The following is a 19,577-nucleotide window of genomic DNA, read 5'->3' as shown; positions in this document are numbered from 1 at the left end:
GTGGAATTTCAAGCCGATGCGATAGATCGCGTCATTAAGAATACCATCGACGTGATGGAGAGCAGCAAGTATCAGATTTTTGAAATATTGCAGGTTGCACGGGATGAGCTTGTTGCACTCACCAAAGAACTGCAGAGGGTCATGGAAGAAACGGATGAAACATTGCAAAAGGTGGACAAGCTGGAGCTGCAATACCACCGCTCCCGGATCCGGCTGACGGAAGTCAGCCGTGATTTTGTCCGCTATTCGGAGAAAGACATCCGGATTGCTTATGAGAAGGCCACTGAGCTTCAGCTTGAACTCATGATGACAAGAGAACGGGAAATCTATCTTCGAAGCAGGCGGGACGAACTGCAGCTGCGGGTGCGCAGTGTCGAAAATTCGGTAGAGCGTGCAGAATCGATCGGTTCGCAAATGAGTGTTGTTATTGAATATCTGTCCGGAGAAATGGGACAAGTGACGAGAATTGTCGAAACTGCGAAGAATAGACAAATGATCGGACTTAAAATAATTTTGGCGCAAGAAGAGGAACGGAAAAGAATTGCCCGGGAAATTCATGACGGTCCTGCTCAAATGCTGGCGAATTTAGTCCTTAGGACGGAAATTGTAGAAAGAATGCTGGTGAAGCAGGAATTTGGGCTAGTGCAGGACGAAATAATAGATTTAAAAGGGCAGGTTCGTTACAGCCTGGAGGAAATGCGTAAAGTGATTTTCAACTTGCGTCCGATGGCGCTCGATGATCTTGGCTTGATTCCAACGCTGCGGAAATATGTGCATGATTATGAGGAGAAGACGAAGATCCGAACCGCCTTTGAAACGAGAGGTAAGGAGCATCGTTTATCTTCAGCCATGGAAGCCGCAGTCTATCGCCTTGTTCAGGAAGGCTTGTCGAATGCCGCCAAGCACGCATACCCGAGTTATGTGCTGGTAGAAATCACTTATCAGGCGCAGCTGATCAAAATTGTGGTGAAGGATAACGGAGTAGGGTTTAATGTGAAGAAGGTAAGTGAGCAGGGCAGCCGTGAAAGTTTTGGGCTGGTAGGTATGCGGGAGCGCGTAGAGTTACTCGAAGGAAGAATGGAAATAGAGTCTGCAGAAAATCAAGGCACAACAATCGTAATTCACATTCCGACGAATGTGGAAAAGGGGAAGGAGTAATGTGATGGAGAACCAAATCTCTGGTAAATCGCCTATAAAAGTTCTTTTGGCCGATGATCATCAATTGTTTCGTGAAGGGCTTAAACGAATTTTAAATATGGAGGATGACATTGAAGTCATCGGGGAATGTGGAGACGGCATCCAGGTACTGGAGTTTTGTAACGTCAATAAGCCTGACATCGTACTGATGGATATCAACATGCCTATCGAGAACGGTGTAGAGGCTACACAAAAGCTGCGGGAGATGTTCCCGGATGTTAAGGTCATTATTTTATCGATTCATGATGATGAGAGTTATGTGTTCGAAACGCTGCGCAAGGGTGCCAACGGCTATTTGCTCAAGGATATGGAGGCGGAGTCGCTCATTAATGCCATACGCTCTGTCTGCGAGGGTCATGCCTTCATTCATCCGAAGGTTACAGGCAAGCTGATTAACCAGCTGCGCCGCATGACCTATCTTAATGAGACAGGGGCAATGGCCGAAACCCCGGTGAAGGAAGCGGGCGTTAAATTTGTCGCTGGTGACAACAATCCGCTGACCCGCCGTGAAGCTGAGGTTCTGCGGCTGATGGCCGAAGGCAAGAGCAATAAGAATATTGGGGAATACCTCTTTATCAGCGAGAAAACCGTTAAGAACCATGTCAGCAGCATCCTGCAAAAAATGGAAGTGGATGACCGTACACAGGCTGTAATCAATTCGATCAAATATGGCTGGGTCACGCTGTAACCGGCTTAATTTTAACTGAGCGTTTTGGAGAATCCAACTGATCCGGAACAACATTACATAACGTAAGGGCTGCAGTCTGGCTCAAGCCAACGTATTGTTTCAGTCGCAGTTATATAAAATGAACTTAGGGCGTTTTATATATTCGAATTTTGCAAAATGCTGATTTAATTATGTACCCGGCTATAGAGAATTTGACCCCGTGTGCGCCTGGAAGATATTAATTATCACACTGGGAACAGAGCAGGCGGGGCTTTATCGGCTTCAAGAAACCATGGGCAGTCACCGACCTTGTAACACCGGCATATAGTGTCGGTATAAAGAGGAGGTGCATCTCCATGGTAGCCCAGTTAATATGGATTGTGGCTGTTTACGCATCTGCGGTGATCCTCATTCACATCCTGCATTACCAGGAACAGACCCGAAGGGTCATGCGGTCCGGTAAGCGGATTCATTATTTTTTGATCACACGCAATCATGAAGCAGTTATTGAAGGGTACATTCGGATGCTGGCTTTTCATGCTTTTTGGACTGGAAAACTGCATCAGGTGACTGTGCTGGATGATGAATCGAAGGATGAGACATTAGCAGTAGCCACTAAGTTGGCATACAGCGGTTCTGCAATTGATATTGCACCATTGATGCATTTTCGCCCCATAGCGGGCGAGGATGAATACCAGCGGGAGATCGTTATCGATTTGCGGATGCCGGGAAGAGGGGGATCGCAATCAAGACGCGGCGAATGCTGACTAAATATGCAAGGAACGGGTGAAGCACACTCTCCAGCAATAGGGGAGTGTGCTTTTTTGTGTTGGAGGAGGGATTGTAAGGTCATAAGGATGGAGTAACTCAGCAGACAAGCTGCGGCCGGAAGTTGAACATTTACTATGGTCATGGCCAATTTCAAAGTAGAGAGTTTATATGTGGATGTATGTTACATAGCCAAGCAGGAGGTGTTGTGATGAGAGTCAGCGTGTATGCAGTTGAAATTGACGGGCGCTTTAAAATATGGATTTCATTGAATCTGGCTATCGACCTCTTGTGGTGGAGTGCGGCAGGAGAACGTGGCTGGCGTGGAAGAGCAGCAGAGAAACTGGTCCTTCTCTCCTCTTCACTCCCCCTCGGTTGGGCGGTAAAGCTGCGGGAGTGCTTTCGTTTCCATAAAATGATGTGCCGGTGGTCATCTGAGGAGTGGGCAGCTTATCTGAGAGATTCTCTTCAGGAAGAGATGCGAAGAGAGGAAGAGTCAGGGGGAAAGCAGCAAGGAACATGGATGAATAGCGTTGAGGTAATCACGGAGCCGTTGAGGAATCAGGAGCAGCAGAATTGCTGGGCCAGGATAGACTCAGGGTGTGATAAAGGTGAATCAGAGTCGTACTTCAGCAGCGGGTCTGGGGATGGATTGCTGGATCGAAGTGAATCACTTGGTATTGCAGCCGACCGGTTGGTAGAGATGCTCTCCGGCCGCTCGCTGCTTCAGCCGGAGGTTGAAGGCTTGCTGACGGAGCAACTCGCTGGAATGGAGCGGGACTGGCGGTCTGCTGCCCAGCTTGCCCATCTGCAAGGGCGATTGAAGTTGCAAGCTGCCGTTAGTGCCGGGATAGGGGGCAAGGGGGAGGGACGGAGCAACAATAATAGCGAGAAGGCTGAGGGTAAGAAAGGTGATCACAGCAACTCTAGTAGCAGGAGGGGGGAAGGAGATAGGGAGTATCCTAGTAACTCCAGAAGCAAGTGGGCTGAAGGAGATAGAGAGTATCCCTGCAACTCTAGTAGCAGGAGGGGCGAAGGAGATAGGGAATATCACAGCAACTCTAGTAGCAGGAGGGATGAAGGAGGCAGAGTTTGCCTCAGCAGGGCAGGCTTAGCCGCGGCGCTCCGCTTGCCGCTGCTGCTCTGGAGGCGCGGCGCTGCCCGCCGCCGCGCGGTAGAACGCTGCCTGCGCTGCGGCAGCGTGGCCACGGGCCGCACGCCATGCGCTGCGTGCGGCCTGGCCGGCTGCGCCTACTGCGAGGCCTGCCTCGCGCTCGGGCGCAGCCGGGCCTGCGCGCTGCTGCTGCGCAGCGCGGCGTCTCCGGCCGTGCGGGGCACGGCCGGAATCAGCCCCACCGTAGCGGCACGCCGGTGGGGGCTTAGTGCAGCTCAGGCGGGGGCCGCCGGCGCTGCACTGCAGTTCTTGACGGCGCGGCGCCAGCACGCCGCCGGCACAGGCCCAGAGCGGTTCCTGCTCTGGGCAGTCACGGGAGCGGGGAAAACGGAGATCACGTTCCCGCTCCTGGAGACAGTGCTCGCTGCCGGAGGCCGGGCACTGGTGGCGACGCCGCGCCGCGACGTCGTGCTGGAGCTTGCCCCGCGGCTCGCCCGAGCTTTCCCGGCGGAGACGCTGGCCGTGCTGTACGGCGGCAGCCAGGACCGCTGGGTAGCGGGTCAACTGACGATTGCAACCACGCATCAACTGCTAAGGTTTCATCATGGTTTTGATCTGGTCATTATCGATGAGCTGGATGCTTTTCCTTACCATAACAATCCCATGCTGGCTTTTGCTGCTGAACAGGCCTGCAAGCCGGATGGCGTGTTTATCTTCTTGTCGGCTACACCGCCGCAGAAGCTGCAGCGGCAGGCGCATTTTGGCAAGCTGCCTCATGCCAGAGTGCCCGTACGGTATCATGGACATCCGTTGCCTGTGCCCCGCCTGTTAACGATGAATCCCGTTCAGTTGTGCATGAAGCGCGGGGCTCTGCCGGCAGTGTTCCTGAAAGCCCTGCACAGGTCACTTGCACGTGAAGCGCAAATTTTTATCTTTGTGGCAAGGATCGCTCATATTGAAGGGTTGCTGACTCTTCTTCGCCGGAAAATCCCCGGTGTGTGCATAGAAGGCACTTCATCCAAAGACCCGGACAGAACCGATAAGGTTACTGCCTTCCGTAACCGGGCAATTACCATCCTGGTCACAACAACCATCCTGGAAAGGGGTGTTACCGTTCCCCGCAGCGATGTTTTTATTTTGGATGCGGACAGTAAACTGTTTGATGAAGCTTCGCTGGTTCAAATGGCTGGCCGTGCAGGCCGCTCCAAAGATGACCCCGCCGGCAGGGTATACTTCTTATCACCAGAGTGGACCCAGTCACAGCGCAAAGCCATCGGGCAGGTCCGTACCATGAACTCGATTGCCCGCAAGCAGGGATATCTGAACAGGAGGGAACCTTCATGGACACTTTAACCGCATGGCTTACCAAAGTCCGCTCCTTGCTGGCGCCTGCTTTGCTTCATTGCCTGATTTGCGGCAAAACCAGCCGCCCGGCAGCAGGTCTACACGGTATTTGTGCAGGCTGTGAGGAAGCTATTCCTTGGATCCGGCAACCCCGCTGCCAGAAATGCGGACGTCATGTCGGCTGTCCCGACTGCAGCCGCAGTGGGCAAGCCGTACCGATAGTCTGCAACCGGAGTGCTGTAGCTTACACAAGTGTGATGCGCGAAATGCTGGGTCAATATAAATATCGGGGGAACGAGCAGCTCGCTCCGCTGTTAGGCTCGATGCTGGACAGAGCCTACATCCGGCTCAAAGCAGAAAGGGAACGGGGACAGCAGGGGACTGCAGAAATTCAAAAAGCAGAGAGCGCATTTACAGGTCCCTTCTTCCCCGGCATTCAATCTGCTAGAAACCGTCGATGGCAGGCAGATCTGCTTGTTCCGGTGCCTGTCTCAGAATCCCGGTTTGTTGAGCGGGGATTCAATCAGGCGGAGCGGCTGGCGGATGTGCTATCCGGGCGCAGGGGGATTCCGCAGCTCCCGCTTTTGGTCCGTACCCACCATACCGGCAAGCAAAGCTTTAAGCACCGGGCGGAACGAATCGCAGATATGAAGCATGCTTTTGCAGGAAATCCGGATGGAGCTGTCCTATTGCAGTTTGAGGTGTGGCTGGAAACCTTGGGGAAACGGACGCGGCCTCTGCAGATTATTATAGTAGATGATATTTATACTACAGGGAGCACCATACGAGCCTGTGCGGAAACTATAAGAACACTTTGTAACGACTATGGTAAGGTGGCTGAAATATACAGCCTGACCTGGGCCCGGTCATAGGCGGTGTATGAGTTATTTGAATGTGATTCCTGACAATTTTGTCCGTATAATATAACTAAAATCCTCCTCTAGCCGATACTAATCATAGACTATGCTTGTGCAATCATGTAATCTAAGCATAAGTTAATTCTATGCTGCACAAAATGTAAGGAAAGGAGCCGCTGCTGAAATGAATGTAGATAATTGTCCAAGATGCGGCCGTCTGTATGTCAAAAACATTATGGATCTATGCCAGCCCTGCATCAAAGAGCTTGAGCATCAGTATGAAATCTGCGTGGAGTATTTGCGGAAGAATAGAGGCACTAATATCCAGGAGCTGTCCGACGCCACGGAAATTTCCATTAAGGAAATCACCCGTTTTATCCGTGAAGGCCGGATTTCAATAGCAAATGCACCCAACATGATGCTGCCCTGTGAGGTGTGCGGAACATTAATCCGTGATGGGCATATGTGTGACAGCTGCCGCGCCCGTTTGAGTAAAGATCTTACTAGAGCTGTTGAGGAAAGTGCCGCTACAAAAACCCCTCCTAACAGCGGCAATAAATCGGCCTACCGGGCTGTTGATAAATTCAGGGACTAATAAATTCTGGAAAAACGGTTTCAGCTATAAAGAATGATTCATTAAAGGCCGATAAACTTAGTAAAGATTATCGGCTATTTTATTTTATAAGGAAGGTGGAAGTTATGAAAATTAACGAGACCGGACGAATCAATCCAATTAACCCGTATCAACGCAATGCGGAAGCGCAGCGCCAGGATCAAACCAAGAAGAGCACCCGTAAGGATGAGGTTTCGATTTCCGATGAAGCTATTAAGCTCCTTCAAGCACAGAAAAGCGGCACCATTGACTCAGCACGTGCTGATAAGATCCAGAGCCTGAAACAGCAAGTTTCCGCAGGTACCTACCAAGTTGACGCAGCCAAACTCGCAGAGACACTCGCCCCTTACTTTAAGCAATCCTCCGAGAATTAGGTGAACCCATCCATGGCATTAACGAGATTACTTGAACTTCTTGAACGGCTGGACGAGACGCATCTTCAAATGCTCGATCTGGCCGCCATCAAGAAACAGACAATTATGGACAATAAGGTGGATGGTCTGATTGACATCATGAACCGTGAGTCCAAGCTGATGAAGCTGATTGGGCAGCTCGAGGAGCAGCGTGCAGAGGCGGCGTTTACCTTTTTACAGGGTGTAGGCATCCGTTCGAATCTGAACCTGAATCTGACCGAGCTGTCCCGGCTTGTATTTGACCCTGAAGACAAATCGCGGCTGCAGCAAGTTCAGCAGAAGCTTTCTAATACACTTCACCGCTTGAAAAAAGCCAACGAACTAAATCAAAAGCTGATTGAGCAGTCGCTTACCTTTATAGATTATTCCCTGGATTTGCTTGTCGGTAGACCAAACCAGGATTTCACCTACCATCATCCATCCGATAAGGGATATAGCAGCACTCGGCCAGGACTTTTTGACGCCCGCGGATAGATCGATCTTTCTTGCATTCCGTTTTGCCGGAGCATTCATAGGGAGGAATTAGCAGTATGACATCCACATTTCATTCAATTGAGACGGCAAGACGGAGTCTTTTCACTCAGACCGCTGCACTCAATACAACTGGGCATAACATCGCTAACGCGAATACAGAAGGATACACCCGTCAGCGGGTGAACATGAAAGCTGCATTGCCTATTGAGGCATATGGTCTCAATAATTCTACGGTTCCGGGTCAGATGGGGACCGGTGTAGAATTCACATCCATTGAGCGAATCCGGGAAATGTTCCTGGATGATCAGTACCGTGGTGAGAGCTCGGCGAGCGGCAATTGGAGCATCCAATCGGATACGCTGGACAAACTGGAGGCTATCGTGAATGAACCTTCCGATACAGGTATCCGTACTGTGCTTGATAACTTTTGGAAATCCTGGTCGGACCTGAGCAAAAATCCGGAAGACCCTACAGCCCGCAAGATTGTAGTGCAGACCGCACAGTCACTTACGGATGCTATGAATTATATGAGTAACCAGTTAAGTAACCTGGACCGGGATCTCAATACAAATATCGATGTTAAGGGAAAAGAGATTCAGAGCTATCTCAGTTCAATCGCCGATTTGAACCAGTCTATTGCCAAGATTGAAGGCATGGGTGACCGAGCCAACGATTTGCGGGATCAACGCGATCTGATGACGGACAAGCTCTCCAAGATTGCCAACATCACCGTTTTGGACACGGATGCCGGTTATAATATCTCTCTCGGCAGCCAGCAGCTTGTTCAAGGGCCAGCAGTAACCGCAACTGTGGACACTGCTTTTCTCAATAGTGCATATGCCTCGGGCGATTTGAAGGCCGGTGAGGCGTACGGGATGATTTTTTCCCGCAAAACGTATGTAGCGGATTACAAAAAACAGCTGGATGATATGGCCAATACGATCGCCACTGGCGAGGTGCAGGTTACCATCCCGGCAGGCTCAACTCTTCCTGCAGGGACGACAGTCCTGAAGGATTCTGAAATCATTAATTCCGATGGAACCAAAACTACACTCCTGGCAGGTGCAGCAGTCCCGATACCGCTTAAGGGTGATTTGAAGACTACAGTCAAAGGTCTAAATGGACTGCACCAGCTGGGTTATGCCATGGATGGTAGTTCGGGCAGAGATTTCTTTACACCTTTAATGGCCGGTGAAACGATCACTGCTGCTAATCTCCGGTTAAATCCGGAAATTGCCGCTGATCCTACCTTGTTCGCGACTTCCCTTCGGGCTACCACGGACACTGCAGGAAATGTAACTGTCATAAAAGGAAATAACTCTCTAGCGCTTTTGTTCAGCAATATGAAAGATAATAATACATTCACTACACCGGATGGCTCCAAGACTGGTACGGTCGGTTCATACTTAAGCTCTATGGTCGGTCAATTGGGTATTCAGTCGCAGGAAGCCGCACGCCAGGCGAGCAATGCGGATTATTTGGTGGAACAGGTGGATTCCAGACGCCAATCGGTAAGCGGGGTTTCGCTGGATGAGGAAATGTCGAATATGCTGGTGTTCCAGCATGCCTATAGTGCTGCTGCGCGGTTTATGACAACTTATGACGAAATGCTCGACAAACTAATTAATTCTACCGGCACAGTCGGCAGATAAAGGAGGAATAGATTATGTTGAGGGTCACCTCCAATATGATGAATTCACAGCTGCTGCTTAACATAAACCGTAATGCGCGTACCATGAACGACACGCAGCTTCAGCTCTCAAGCGGCCGCAAAATTAACAAACCCTCCGATGATCCAGTAGGCATTACTTATTCCCTGCGTTACCGTGCCGAGCTGTCATCCAACGAGCAGTACACCAAGAATGTAGACAGCGCTTTGTCGTGGCTTGATTATAATGATACTGTTCTAGGGCAGGCTGGAGATGTGGTTCAGCGATTGCGTGAACTCACCGTGAAGGCTTCCACAGGCAGTAATCCTCAGTCGGCGTTAGATAGTATTAATGAAGAAGTAGCACAGCTCAAAGAACAATTGGTGGATATCTCCAACAGCAAGCTTAATGGTAAATATATTTTTAATGGCGAGCAGTACAATGTGAAACCTTATGATTTTCCCAAGGGTGCTGATGGTACCTACGATGTATCTCAAGCTGTTACTACAGATACAGGCCAGATTCAGTATATCGTCGGCGAAGGTGTCCAGATGCCGATTAATATGACTGGAAACGACGTGTTTGGTAAGACCGGAGAAGCAGATAACCTGTTCTCTATTATTAACAGTCTTTCCACTGCCCTGAAGGCGGGTAATATTACAGAGATATCGAACCAATTGGATAAAATCGATACACGAAATGAGACGATTCTGTCAGCCCGCTCCGAGATTGGCGCTAAGACTAACCGTGTAGAGTTAATGCAGGATCGTCTGAGTGATTTGAACATCAATCTAACCGATCTGCAAGCCAAAACTGAGGATGCTGATTACGAAGGCCTGATTATGCAGTCCAAAATCCAAGAGAATATTTATAATGCTTCTCTTTCAGTTGGAGCTAAGATTATCTCTACAACATTAGTGGATTTCATCAGATAACGGGGGGTGATACTTGTTGATGCAGCCTATTCTGCAAATTCGACAGACACCTGCACTGATTGGCATAGATGCTGATCTTGGCACGTTCTCCATTACTCAGCCAAAGGCTGAGGTTAACATCACGACGACTCCCGGAGAGTTAACTGTTCAGTCTACACGTCCGGAGCTAACCATTGATCAGACCCGGGCACGTGCTGCCTATAATGGCGGTAGTGTGTTAGATATGAATAAAAGGATATATTCAGGTATTCAGCAGCTGTATCTTCAAGCGATTGCCCGCAGAGTCGAGCAGGGGACGCGAATGGCGGAATTCTTTAAGCCCGGTAATACCATTGCTGAAGTATATGGGATGGATACCGAACCGAATTCTTTTCCTGAACCGTGCGGCCCGGCATCTTATGATAATGTGGATATTCATTTTGAGACAAGGGCTCCACAGATCAATTATCAAGCGGCGCATGTAGATATTCAGGTAGAGAGACATGATCCTACAATTGAATATACTAGAGGTAAGTTAAATATATACATGCAGCAGTATGCTTCCGTTCAATACATCCCGCCGGAAGTAAATGTCCAAATGTAACTCTTAAGCTATAGATGTGCAAGATAAGCGCCTCTATAGCTTTTATTCTATTTTTCGGTAGATAATTTTATTATTATCTTATAAGTTAGTTTTGCTATGCAGAACTTTTGAGGAGTGAAGAACTTGATTATAGAAACATTGTCCTGGGGCAAACTTGAAATAGAGGAGCAAGAGTTGTACCATTTTTCTAAAGGTCTGCCAGGTTTTGATGAGGAAACAGATTTTGCACTGATAGCAATGGCTGAAACCCCATTCTGGGTACTTCAGTCCGTCAAGGAAAAAGGCTTGTCTTTCTTGCTGGGTGATCCGTTTGTGTTCTATCCTTCATACGAATTTGAATTGCCGGATGATGAAGCGGAGGAACTGAATATTCATTCAGACGTACTTGTCAGATGCATCATTACGCTGAAGGAGCAGGCCGAACAATCAACGATTAATCTTCTCGCTCCAATTGTACTCAATCCTGAGAATCGGGCCGGCAAACAGATCGTTCTGCATAGAACCCCATATCACACTAAGCATAGCCTGCTGCAGGAACAGACGGCTATAGACGGAAAGGATGGTGGATAACATGCTCGTATTGTCCCGCAAGAAAGGGGAATCCATTGTCATTCAGGATCAAATAGAGCTGACAATCTTAAGTGTTGAGGGTGACACTGTGAAGGTAGGAATCTCGGCACCGAAGCATGTGGACATTTTCCGCAAAGAGGTATACCTCTCCATACAGGAATCCAACCGTGAGTCTGTCGCTCCTCAGCAGGCTGATCTGAATGCATTGATTCATCGGCTGCGCGGCTCCAATTCTGTCGAATAATCATAAGTATAGAACACCTAACCTGAGTCTGCTTAACGCAGCTCGGGTTTTTTGTTGTTATAAGCAACTTCTCAGGAAACTTTTTTTGAAAAAAGATAAAACAGCTATAAACAGTTGACGACAAGCCGTCGATATATGTATTAGACGCTGATCCGGCAGGGCGGCCGACCTTAACGGTTCGGCGTTTACCACATGGATGTGGAACTAACTTAATTTCAGGGAGGAAATATCAAATGATTATTAACCACAATATCACAGCGTTGAACACTCACCGTCAATTGTCCAGCAACTCTGCTGCAACTAGCAAGAACATCGAGAAGCTGTCTTCCGGTCTTCGCATCAACCGTGCAGGTGACGATGCCGCTGGTCTGGCAATCTCCGAAAAAATGCGCGGTCAAATCCGCGGTTTGGATATGGCTTCCAAGAATGCTCAAGACGGTATCTCTTTGATTCAAACAGCTGAAGGCGCGCTGAGCGAAACTCACAGCATTCTGCAACGCGTTCGTGAGCTTTCCGTACAATCCGCTAACGGCACTAACACTGAAGAAGACCGCAAAGCGCTGCAAAGCGAAGTTGGTCAGCTGAAGGAAGAAATCGACCGTATCGGTAACACTACTGAGTTCAATACAAAGAAATTGCTGAACGGTGCTTTGAAATCTGCTGGAGCAGTAGTAGGGGCTAATAGTACAACTAGCTCTGTTGTAGCTAAATTAACCTCAGGAAGTATGACTAGTGCTGGTTCACTGAAAGCTAACCAATCTACAGTCACATTTGAAAAAGACACTTTTGAAATTGATGGTCATCACATTGATGTGAACTGGGATACACTACTGACGCAAGCGCAAAAAGATTCAATTGATACAGACTTAACTAATGCTGGCGCTGCATCATTGAAAAACATTAAGGATACACTTGTTGGTGCGCTAAATACAGCCATTGACAACTATAACTCTACTAATGCTGCAGGCGCTACGGTTGGACATCTTAATGGATATCTGGATGCCTCTAATAAGATCGTTTTGGAAAGCAGCTCGACAGGTAAAACTTCTACCGTTGGTTTGTTTACTTCTGGAGCAGCAACTTCCGTAGGTTCACTTATCCTCTCTAACACTGCTGGTGCCGTTTCGGGTGGAGCAGGAACTTACGCCGCTAATGCAGGTACTATGAAATATAGTGGACAGACAGTTACTGCTAAGAAATTGGACTTTGAAGTTAATGGAGTTAAACTGCAAACTGCTGCTGTAACCATTACAAATGGTGCTGATATGGATGCTCAAGCAACGGCTCTTCAAACAGCATTGCAAACTGCTATCACTAAATATAACACTGATAATGGCTTGACTGGTAAAGCTGGTTACATTGAAGATGTAAAAGTAACTGCATCACAAGATGGTCGTTTTGAGATCACGAATGAAACAGGTGCTTTGACTTTCAATGAGCAAGAGGGCGAAACATCGATTAAAGATCTCGGCTTGACACAAGCCCAAACTGATGCTTCAGGCAACGGTGGAGTAACTTTCCAAATTGGTGCAAACAAAGGCCAAAGTATTACTTTTGGTGTTAGCGACATGCGTTCTGCTGCTCTAGGTATCGCTGGTGTAGACATTTCCACAACTGCTGGAGCTTCTGCTTCCATCACTTCCCTGGACAAAGCTATCAGCTCCGTTTCCAGCGAACGCGCTAAACTGGGTGCGGTTCAGAACCGTCTGGAACACACCATCAACAACTTGAATACATCTTCCGAGAACTTGACTGCAGCTGAATCCCGTGTACGTGACGTGGATATGGCTAAGGAAATGATGGAACAAACTAAGAACAACATCCTTGCACAGGCTGCACAAGCTATGTTGGCTCAAGCTAACCAACAGCCACAAGGCGTTCTTCAATTGCTTCGTTAAGATTTACTGTACTACCGAAAGCTCCAGGGTATCCTGGAGCTTTTTTTTATTTGTATATAGCTAAAAAAAGACTTGACGAAAGCCGATATATATAATAAATCAAGCGTTGTTGGAGGATGGGCTCATGAATGTACAGCTATCTCTTTCGGCTTCTGGTCCAATAAGTGGACAGACCAGACCGGAACCGGTTACGGTGAAAGGCAGCGGAGAATCAACTAATACGGTATCAGATATAAAAAATTACAAGGATATGAGCGTAAAGGAAAGTCAAGGTGTCAAGGTATCCGTAGCCGATGAACAATTGATAAGAACGATCGAACGTGCTGTGAAATCTCTTCAGGGCCCCCAGACAACATTAGAGATCAGCGTACATGAGAAGACACATGACATCATGGTGAAGGTAATGAATAAAGACACAGGCGAGCTTATTCGTGAGATCCCGCCTGAGAAAACTTTGGATCTGGTAGCCAAGATGATGGAAATCGCAGGAATCTTAGTAGACGAGAAAATATAATGTCAGGAGGGGTAATGTGGTAACTCGTGTTAATGGATTTTCAGGTATCGATGTAGATACAATGGTTAAGAACTTGATGACTGCTAAGCGTATTCCGCTTGATAAGCTTTATCAGCAGAAACAGACCCTGGAGTGGACCAGAGATAGTTACAGAGAAATCAACAGTAAGCTTGTTGATTTTCGTAATAATAAGCTTGTAGATAAATATGGAAAAGGCGCTGCTCTAAATACCCAGAAAGCTGTAGTTAGTGGAAATACAGATGCGCTTAAGGCAGAAGCTGGTGCTACAGCAAATGGGATTGATATGAAGGTTAGCATCACCCAGGTAGCAACCAAAAAAACGGTTGAAACGCGCGGATCCAGCAATCCGGTTGCCAGTACTAAAACTCTTGCTGATATTAAGATTATTAATACTGTTCCAGATCCTGCTATTCTTACAGATGCGGATAAGAAAGCTCTTAATGAAGAGGAATATAAATTTACCATTAACGGTGTGAGTTTCGTAGACAGTAATGGCAAATCTCTGTTCAATGGTACTACTTCAATTGCTACAGTTGTTTCGACAATTAACGGAAATTCCAAAGCTAACGTTACAGCGAAGTATGATGAGATCACCGGGAAATTAATCATAAGCGCGAAAGATACCGGCAAAATCAATACTACGACCGGGAGTGGAAAAGCAGAGATTGTAGCTACAGATGATAACAGCCTGCTTGATCTATTTAATCAAAAATATAATGCGGCGGATCCAAGCATGACGACTAAATATGTTACCACTGATGGTCAAGATTCCTACGCTTATGTTAATGGTAAGCAGTACACACAGGCTAGCAATACCTTTACAGTTAATGGTGTTCAGCTCACCCTTCAGAAGAAGACAGTTGATCAAGCAGATCCTACTGTTGCACCAACAACTGGTGACACTCCTGTTAGTATCACAACAACAAGTGACACTGAAACTGCAATGCAGACAATTAAGGGGTTTGTAGAGGATTACAACACCCTGCTGGGACTGTTAAACACCAAAGTGGATGAGGCGAAATATCGTGACTTCGCACCACTAACCGATGAGCAGAAGACAGCGATGAAAGATACAGATATAGCTAACTGGACGGAGAAGGCCAAAAGCGGCTTGCTTAAAAATGATGATATCCTTAGATCAGCTTTGAATCAAATGAGAAGCGTTATTTCGGGTGAGGTCGTTAAGTTAGGCAACCTTGGGATTACTATGGGGGCTTATAACTCCGGTGGTAAAATTGTGCTGGATGAGACTGTATTAAAGAAGGCATTGACTGATAATCCACAAAATGCGATCGATCTGTTCCAGGGGACTGGAAGCGATTCAACCAATGGAGTTTTTGATAAATTAGCAGATAAAATAACTGTTACTTTAGATAGTCTGGTAAAGAGAGTCGGAACAAGTAAATTTTCCACTGACCTTACTGTCAGCTTTAAAGAAGAAAGTGTAATGAGTAAGAAGCTTAAAGAATATAACAGCCGAATTAGTACAATGTTAACGAATCTAGAGAACGCTGAGACGCGTTATTATAAGCAATTTACTGCAATGGAAACTGCAATGAACAAGATGCAGTCCCAATCCTCCAGTCTTTTCTCTACGGCCAGCTAAGATAATTAATAATAGAGGGTGACACAATTGCTAAAATCTCCTTATGAGAAATACCGTCAGTCTTCAGTACAGACGTCTACACCTGCACAATTGGTAATTATGTTGTATGACGGAGCAATCCGTTTTATACGGGCTGGTATGGATGGAATAAGTAAACAAGATTATGAGAAAACGAATCTTAATCTTGGAAAGGCTCAGACCATTATAAGCGAACTGATGTCTACATTGGATCATTCCATTGAAATATCTAAGAATTTGTTCTCGCTTTATGAATATGCTAATCATCTCCTGATCGAAGCGAATATTCATAAAAGTGGGGAAAAAGCCGAAGAGGCTTTAGGCTATCTGATCGAACTCCGCGAAACCTGGCTCCAAGCCTCCAAGCTTGCGGCAGGCCAAACTGAGATTGCTAATGGATGAATTAATCCGCACGCTGGATCAGCTTACCCGTGAAATGTTGGGCAGGCTACAGGAAGCAACTTATGAGGAACTTGTGAGCTTTGTGGAGGAACGGCAGAAACTTGTCGATTCGATTGCAGAACAAGTCGAATTACGCCCATCTTCACCTGCACAAAAGCAAGAAATCAATCGAATTCTAGAGCATGATAATGTGCTGCTGGATCGGATGAATGCTTTGCGGGTGGAGGCTCAAGACTGGCTGATGAAGCGTAACCAAGCCAAGACCCAGCGCAACGCATACGAAGCCAAATACGCCCCCGACAGCATCCTAATGGACCGCAAAAAATAAATAATTTCCTGATGTTTCATCTCAGGAGCAGACGGGTATTATAAAGCGTCTGCTCCTTTTTTGATGAAATTATCACAGTTTAAGCTACTTTATTTTTAAATTAACGAATGGTAAATTATTGAAAGTAAACATTTACTTTTCCAATTGACAATAGAGAAGCAGCGGTGGTATAGTCGAGTTGTGAGCAAGACTCACGTTCATCTGATGACGAAGGGAATGTTTAATCAATGGAAGGTAAAGTTAAATGGTTTAACGCAGAAAAGGGTTATGGTTTCATCGAAACTGCCGACGGTGGCGACGTATTCGTACACTTCTCCGCAATCCAAACTGACGGTTTCAAGACTTTGGATGAAGGTCAATCCGTTGAGTTTGATATCGTAGAAGGCGCACGCGGACCACAAGCAGCTAACGTCATCAAATTATAATCATCCGGCGCAGCCGACCTACATATATGGTAGATGGTTAGCAATTGAGACTACGCTAGCACAGACCTTGGGATTTTCCCAAGGTCTTTTTTTGTTGTGCGGAAAGAGGTGTGTAAAGCGAAAACCTAACATGAATTTCCATATTTCTGTTAGAGTAATGCAAAATCTGGGTAATAAAAGACGTTGGGCCTACGTTCTTGCCTCGATGCAGACTAATCGCAGCTTAGGCGTATAGTTGAAAATGATGTAATTAGCGATAGATGTATAGTGATGCTAAAGCCCATGTACTACGGATAATGGTTCCAAAATAAGCGTTCCTGAGTTATTCATACTGCCTAAGCTGACAGAACTAACAGTATGCTTCCGAAGCAGGTTTTGGACAAGTGTTTTTACAAAGCGGAGGCTCACCAATTTTAAGCATACGCTTCCAGTGTCGCTTTTGTACGATACTAATCGGCAGGCTATGCTCACAAACTATTAGGAGGATGGACAGCAGAATGAAGATGAAGAAAGCATTGCGCGGTTTGATGACTGGTTTGCTTGGGGTTAGCATGTTGTTCGGAGCTTTGGGTAGTGTATCAGCAGCGCCGGCTGCCAAGGACATTCAAGGGCACTGGGCACAAAACCAATTGCAGGATTGGCTCAACAAGGGTTATTTGCAGGGGTATGCTGACGGCACTGTAAAGCCGAATAAGCCCATCACCCGCGGGGAATATGTTGCCCTGGTGAATCGCCTGTTTGGATTCACGGAAACGGCATCTATTGCGTTCAAAGATCTAAAGAGCTCTAATTGGGCTTATAGTGAAGTGGCAAAAGCCGTAAAAGCCGGATACATCGGCGGATATGAGAACAATACATTCCGCTCGTCCAGTCCGCTTACCCGTCAGGAAGCTGCAGTAATTACTGCCAAGCTCCTTAGCTTGAATACCAGCAACACCTCGCTTACGTTCAAGGACAGTGCCCAAATTGCTTCATGGGCTAAAGGTGCAGTCGCAGCCGCGGCCGCTAAGAACATCATTAACGGTTACCCGGATGGAACCTTCGGGCCTAAGAGACCACTGACCAGAGCTGAGGCGGTAGGTATTATTGGGAACTCAGCGGCTAACAAGCCGAGCGGTTCAGGTAATCCGGCGACGCCTACACCTACTCCATCAGCAACAGCTACGCCAACCCCAACACCAACGCCTACAAGCACAACGGGTGGAGGAAGCGGCGGTGGAGGTGGAGGTGGAAGTACCACTGCACCATCGGTTAGCAATGTTACTTATGGGCATGTCGGTTCGGTTACGGCAGATGTGTATCTGACACCGTCAGTGACGGGGGCAGTGTATTATGTGGTCGCTCCTTACACCAGCACTGCTGCAGTGCCAAGCACACTGCAGATTACAAAAGGCCTGACCAGTACAGGAACTGCAGGAGTAAACTATGGAAAAGTAGCAGCAACTGGTAATACGACGGTTGCCTTCTCCGTCTATGGTCTGCAGGCTAACACCGAGTATACGGCTTATATCGCGCTTTCGGATTCTGTTGGAAGCTGGTCGGCTGTGTCAACTCTGCGTTTGACTACAGCCTCAGGTGGTGCTACGGCGATTACAGAGCTTAGTCCGGGCTCCATGGGTACTGTTACTGCCGATGTCTATGTAACCTATGGTCAGGCAGGAGGCGCATCTGCCCCGGTAAGATATGTTGTATTACCGGCTAATGCTGCCGATCCTAGTGCAGCGCAGGTTGCTGCCGGTCAAAATAGCAATGGCGTTCTGTTGAGTGCTCCTTGGACAGGCACTATTTCGCCGGCTCCAGCTCCAGGAGTTAGACAAACGCTGACGTTAAGCGGACTTACTGCCCACACTGATTATAAGGTATATGTCATCACAGGCAGCGGCAGCTCATGGTCGCCCGTAGAAATTCTGCGGATTCATACCAAATAGCCATAAGAAATAGCGGCTGTGAGGAAATGAATACGCGGTAAAAGTGATTTTATAATTAAAGGGTATCAGCAATAATATATTTAGCCAGACTAGGTCCGGATAAGGGAAAAAGGATTGCCCTTTCCGGACTTTCTGTTTGTAAAATAAAAGAAAGTTGGACATATGTAAGGTAAATGTAAAGTCTGTAATGAATTGCTTTTTACTTAGGCCTGACAATTTGGTATAATGAGAACGTAAACAAAGGAGGAGTGCCCATGCAATTCAGCATTCGAGGTCAACAAATTGAAGTGACCGACGCTTTGAGAGACTATGTTGATAAGAAGCTCAGCAGACTTGAGAAGTATTTCGATGCACCCCCTACCTCAGAAGGATTTGTGACGCTTGGCGTTGTTCGTGGCCTTCATACGGTGGAAGTAACCATTCCACTGGCGGGTGTTACGCTTCGTGCCGAGGATCGCAGCGACGATATGTATGCTTCTATTGATGCTGTCGTGGACAAGCTGGAACGTCAAATTCGCAAGCATAAGACCAAACTCAATCGTAAGTTCCGTCAGGAAGGCAGTCTGAAGACCCTGTTTGTGGAAGGATCCCCAAGTGCTGTTGCTGTAGAGGAACAAGATTACGATGATTTGGAAGTTGTGCGGAACAAGCGCTTCACCTTGAAGCCTATGGATGTCGAGGAAGCGATTCTGCAAATGAACATGGTTGGACATAATTTCTTTGTATTCTCCAACATTGACACTTCTGAAGTGAGTGTTGTTTACAAACGGAATGATGGGAAGTACGGCCTGATCGAACAGAACTAGACCTGTATATACTCAAATGTAGAGATACTGGGAATGTTTTCTTCGCATCAGTATGACTAAGACAATTAACCGAGCCCCTATTCGCTTGAAGCGAATAGGGCTCTTGTGCGTATATAAAGGGGAAGAAAGCTCAGCTTCTTATATTTTGCCAAATAAGGTTACAGCTACTCGTATTGCGGCTTCTCTTACAAACTGTTACAATT

General features: G+C 47.2%; 21 protein-coding genes. All 21 read left to right on the top strand.

What is annotated here, in order from left to right; genetic code table 11:
• The 21 genes from L6H70_RS16255 to hpf all read left to right on the top strand — a co-directional run bounded on the left by L6H70_RS16255 (nucleotide 1) and on the right by hpf (nucleotide 19,374).
• The gene (locus tag L6H70_RS16255; protein WP_236334920.1) at nucleotides 1-1,158 is read left to right on the top strand and encodes a sensor histidine kinase; all 1,158 of its coding nucleotides are present in this window, start codon (nucleotides 1-3) and stop codon (nucleotides 1,156-1,158) included.
• A 4-nt stretch (nucleotides 1,159-1,162) separates the two neighbouring features.
• The gene (locus L6H70_RS16250; protein ID WP_236334919.1) at nucleotides 1,163-1,885 is read left to right on the top strand and encodes a response regulator transcription factor; all 723 of its coding nucleotides are present in this window, start codon (nucleotides 1,163-1,165) and stop codon (nucleotides 1,883-1,885) included.
• A 335-nt stretch (nucleotides 1,886-2,220) separates the two neighbouring features.
• A complete protein-coding gene (locus tag L6H70_RS16245) occupies nucleotides 2,221-2,631 on the top strand; it encodes a hypothetical protein (RefSeq protein WP_236334918.1) in 411 nt (136 codons plus the stop codon).
• Nucleotides 2,632-2,843: 212 nt separating this feature from the next.
• Nucleotides 2,844-5,099: an ATP-dependent helicase ComFA gene (locus L6H70_RS16240; protein WP_236334917.1), complete on the top strand. Its 2,256-nt coding sequence runs from the start codon at nucleotides 2,844-2,846 to the stop codon at nucleotides 5,097-5,099.
• Nucleotides 5,087-5,962: a ComF family protein gene (locus L6H70_RS16235; RefSeq protein ID WP_236334916.1), complete on the top strand. Its 876-nt coding sequence runs from the start codon at nucleotides 5,087-5,089 to the stop codon at nucleotides 5,960-5,962. Before L6H70_RS16240 ends, L6H70_RS16235 begins: the two co-directional genes overlap by 13 nt.
• Nucleotides 5,963-6,131: 169 nt before the next feature.
• On the top strand, nucleotides 6,132-6,542 hold the full coding sequence (locus tag L6H70_RS16230; RefSeq protein WP_236334915.1) for a TIGR03826 family flagellar region protein: 411 nt from the start codon (nucleotides 6,132-6,134) through the stop codon (nucleotides 6,540-6,542).
• Nucleotides 6,543-6,646: 104 nt separating this feature from the next.
• Nucleotides 6,647-6,934 (top strand): flagellar biosynthesis anti-sigma factor FlgM, encoded by a 288-nt coding sequence (flgM, locus tag L6H70_RS16225; RefSeq protein WP_236334914.1) that lies wholly within the window; start codon nucleotides 6,647-6,649, stop codon nucleotides 6,932-6,934.
• Nucleotides 6,935-6,946: 12 nt separating this feature from the next.
• The gene (locus tag L6H70_RS16220) at nucleotides 6,947-7,447 is read left to right on the top strand and encodes a flagellar protein FlgN (protein ID WP_236334912.1); all 501 of its coding nucleotides are present in this window, start codon (nucleotides 6,947-6,949) and stop codon (nucleotides 7,445-7,447) included.
• A gap of 56 nt (nucleotides 7,448-7,503) precedes the next feature.
• Nucleotides 7,504-9,099 carry a flagellar hook-associated protein FlgK gene (flgK, locus tag L6H70_RS16215; RefSeq protein WP_236334910.1) on the top strand — a complete coding sequence of 532 codons (1,596 nt, stop codon included), beginning with the start codon at nucleotides 7,504-7,506 and terminating at the stop codon, nucleotides 9,097-9,099.
• 14 nt (nucleotides 9,100-9,113) lie between these two features.
• The gene (gene flgL, locus L6H70_RS16210; protein ID WP_236334909.1) at nucleotides 9,114-10,031 is read left to right on the top strand and encodes a flagellar hook-associated protein FlgL; all 918 of its coding nucleotides are present in this window, start codon (nucleotides 9,114-9,116) and stop codon (nucleotides 10,029-10,031) included.
• A gap of 19 nt (nucleotides 10,032-10,050) precedes the next feature.
• Nucleotides 10,051-10,614, top strand: coding sequence for a DUF6470 family protein (locus L6H70_RS16205; protein ID WP_236335183.1), 564 nt, complete (start codon nucleotides 10,051-10,053; stop codon nucleotides 10,612-10,614).
• Nucleotides 10,615-10,737: 123 nt separating this feature from the next.
• A complete protein-coding gene (gene fliW / locus L6H70_RS16200; RefSeq protein WP_236334908.1) occupies nucleotides 10,738-11,184 on the top strand; it encodes a flagellar assembly protein FliW in 447 nt (148 codons plus the stop codon).
• 1 nt (nucleotide 11,185) lies between these two features.
• Complete coding sequence (gene csrA, locus L6H70_RS16195; RefSeq protein ID WP_236335181.1) at nucleotides 11,186-11,428, top strand: carbon storage regulator CsrA; 243 nt, start codon at nucleotides 11,186-11,188, stop codon at nucleotides 11,426-11,428.
• A 233-nt stretch (nucleotides 11,429-11,661) separates the two neighbouring features.
• Complete coding sequence (locus L6H70_RS16190) at nucleotides 11,662-13,326, top strand: flagellin N-terminal helical domain-containing protein (RefSeq protein ID WP_236334907.1); 1,665 nt, start codon at nucleotides 11,662-11,664, stop codon at nucleotides 13,324-13,326.
• A gap of 124 nt (nucleotides 13,327-13,450) precedes the next feature.
• Nucleotides 13,451-13,840 carry a flagellar protein FlaG gene (locus L6H70_RS16185; RefSeq protein ID WP_236334906.1) on the top strand — a complete coding sequence of 130 codons (390 nt, stop codon included), beginning with the start codon at nucleotides 13,451-13,453 and terminating at the stop codon, nucleotides 13,838-13,840.
• Nucleotides 13,841-13,856: 16 nt separating this feature from the next.
• On the top strand, nucleotides 13,857-15,467 hold the full coding sequence (fliD, locus tag L6H70_RS16180) for a flagellar filament capping protein FliD (protein ID WP_236334905.1): 1,611 nt from the start codon (nucleotides 13,857-13,859) through the stop codon (nucleotides 15,465-15,467).
• Nucleotides 15,468-15,494: 27 nt separating this feature from the next.
• Entirely contained in the window at nucleotides 15,495-15,887 is a 393-nt protein-coding gene (gene fliS / locus L6H70_RS16175) for a flagellar export chaperone FliS (protein ID WP_236335179.1), read from the top strand.
• Nucleotides 15,880-16,215 (top strand): flagellar protein FliT, encoded by a 336-nt coding sequence (locus L6H70_RS16170; protein WP_236334904.1) that lies wholly within the window; start codon nucleotides 15,880-15,882, stop codon nucleotides 16,213-16,215. Before fliS ends, L6H70_RS16170 begins: the two co-directional genes overlap by 8 nt.
• A gap of 227 nt (nucleotides 16,216-16,442) precedes the next feature.
• Nucleotides 16,443-16,640: a cold shock domain-containing protein gene (locus L6H70_RS16165; RefSeq protein WP_019915069.1), complete on the top strand. Its 198-nt coding sequence runs from the start codon at nucleotides 16,443-16,445 to the stop codon at nucleotides 16,638-16,640.
• 503 nt (nucleotides 16,641-17,143) lie between these two features.
• Nucleotides 17,144-18,568 carry an S-layer homology domain-containing protein gene (locus tag L6H70_RS16160; protein ID WP_236334899.1) on the top strand — a complete coding sequence of 475 codons (1,425 nt, stop codon included), beginning with the start codon at nucleotides 17,144-17,146 and terminating at the stop codon, nucleotides 18,566-18,568.
• A gap of 254 nt (nucleotides 18,569-18,822) precedes the next feature.
• Nucleotides 18,823-19,374, top strand: a complete 552-nt coding sequence (gene hpf, locus L6H70_RS16155; RefSeq protein WP_236334898.1) for a ribosome hibernation-promoting factor, HPF/YfiA family — start codon at nucleotides 18,823-18,825, stop codon at nucleotides 19,372-19,374.
• Nucleotides 19,375-19,577: the final 203 nt, after the last annotated feature.

Source organism: Paenibacillus auburnensis (assembly GCF_927798115.1).
Classification (GTDB): Bacteria; Bacillota; Bacilli; order Paenibacillales; family Paenibacillaceae; genus Paenibacillus_AQ; species Paenibacillus_AQ auburnensis.
Note: the sequence above shows the minus strand (reverse complement) of the source record. Positions and strands in the feature narration are given on the sequence as shown.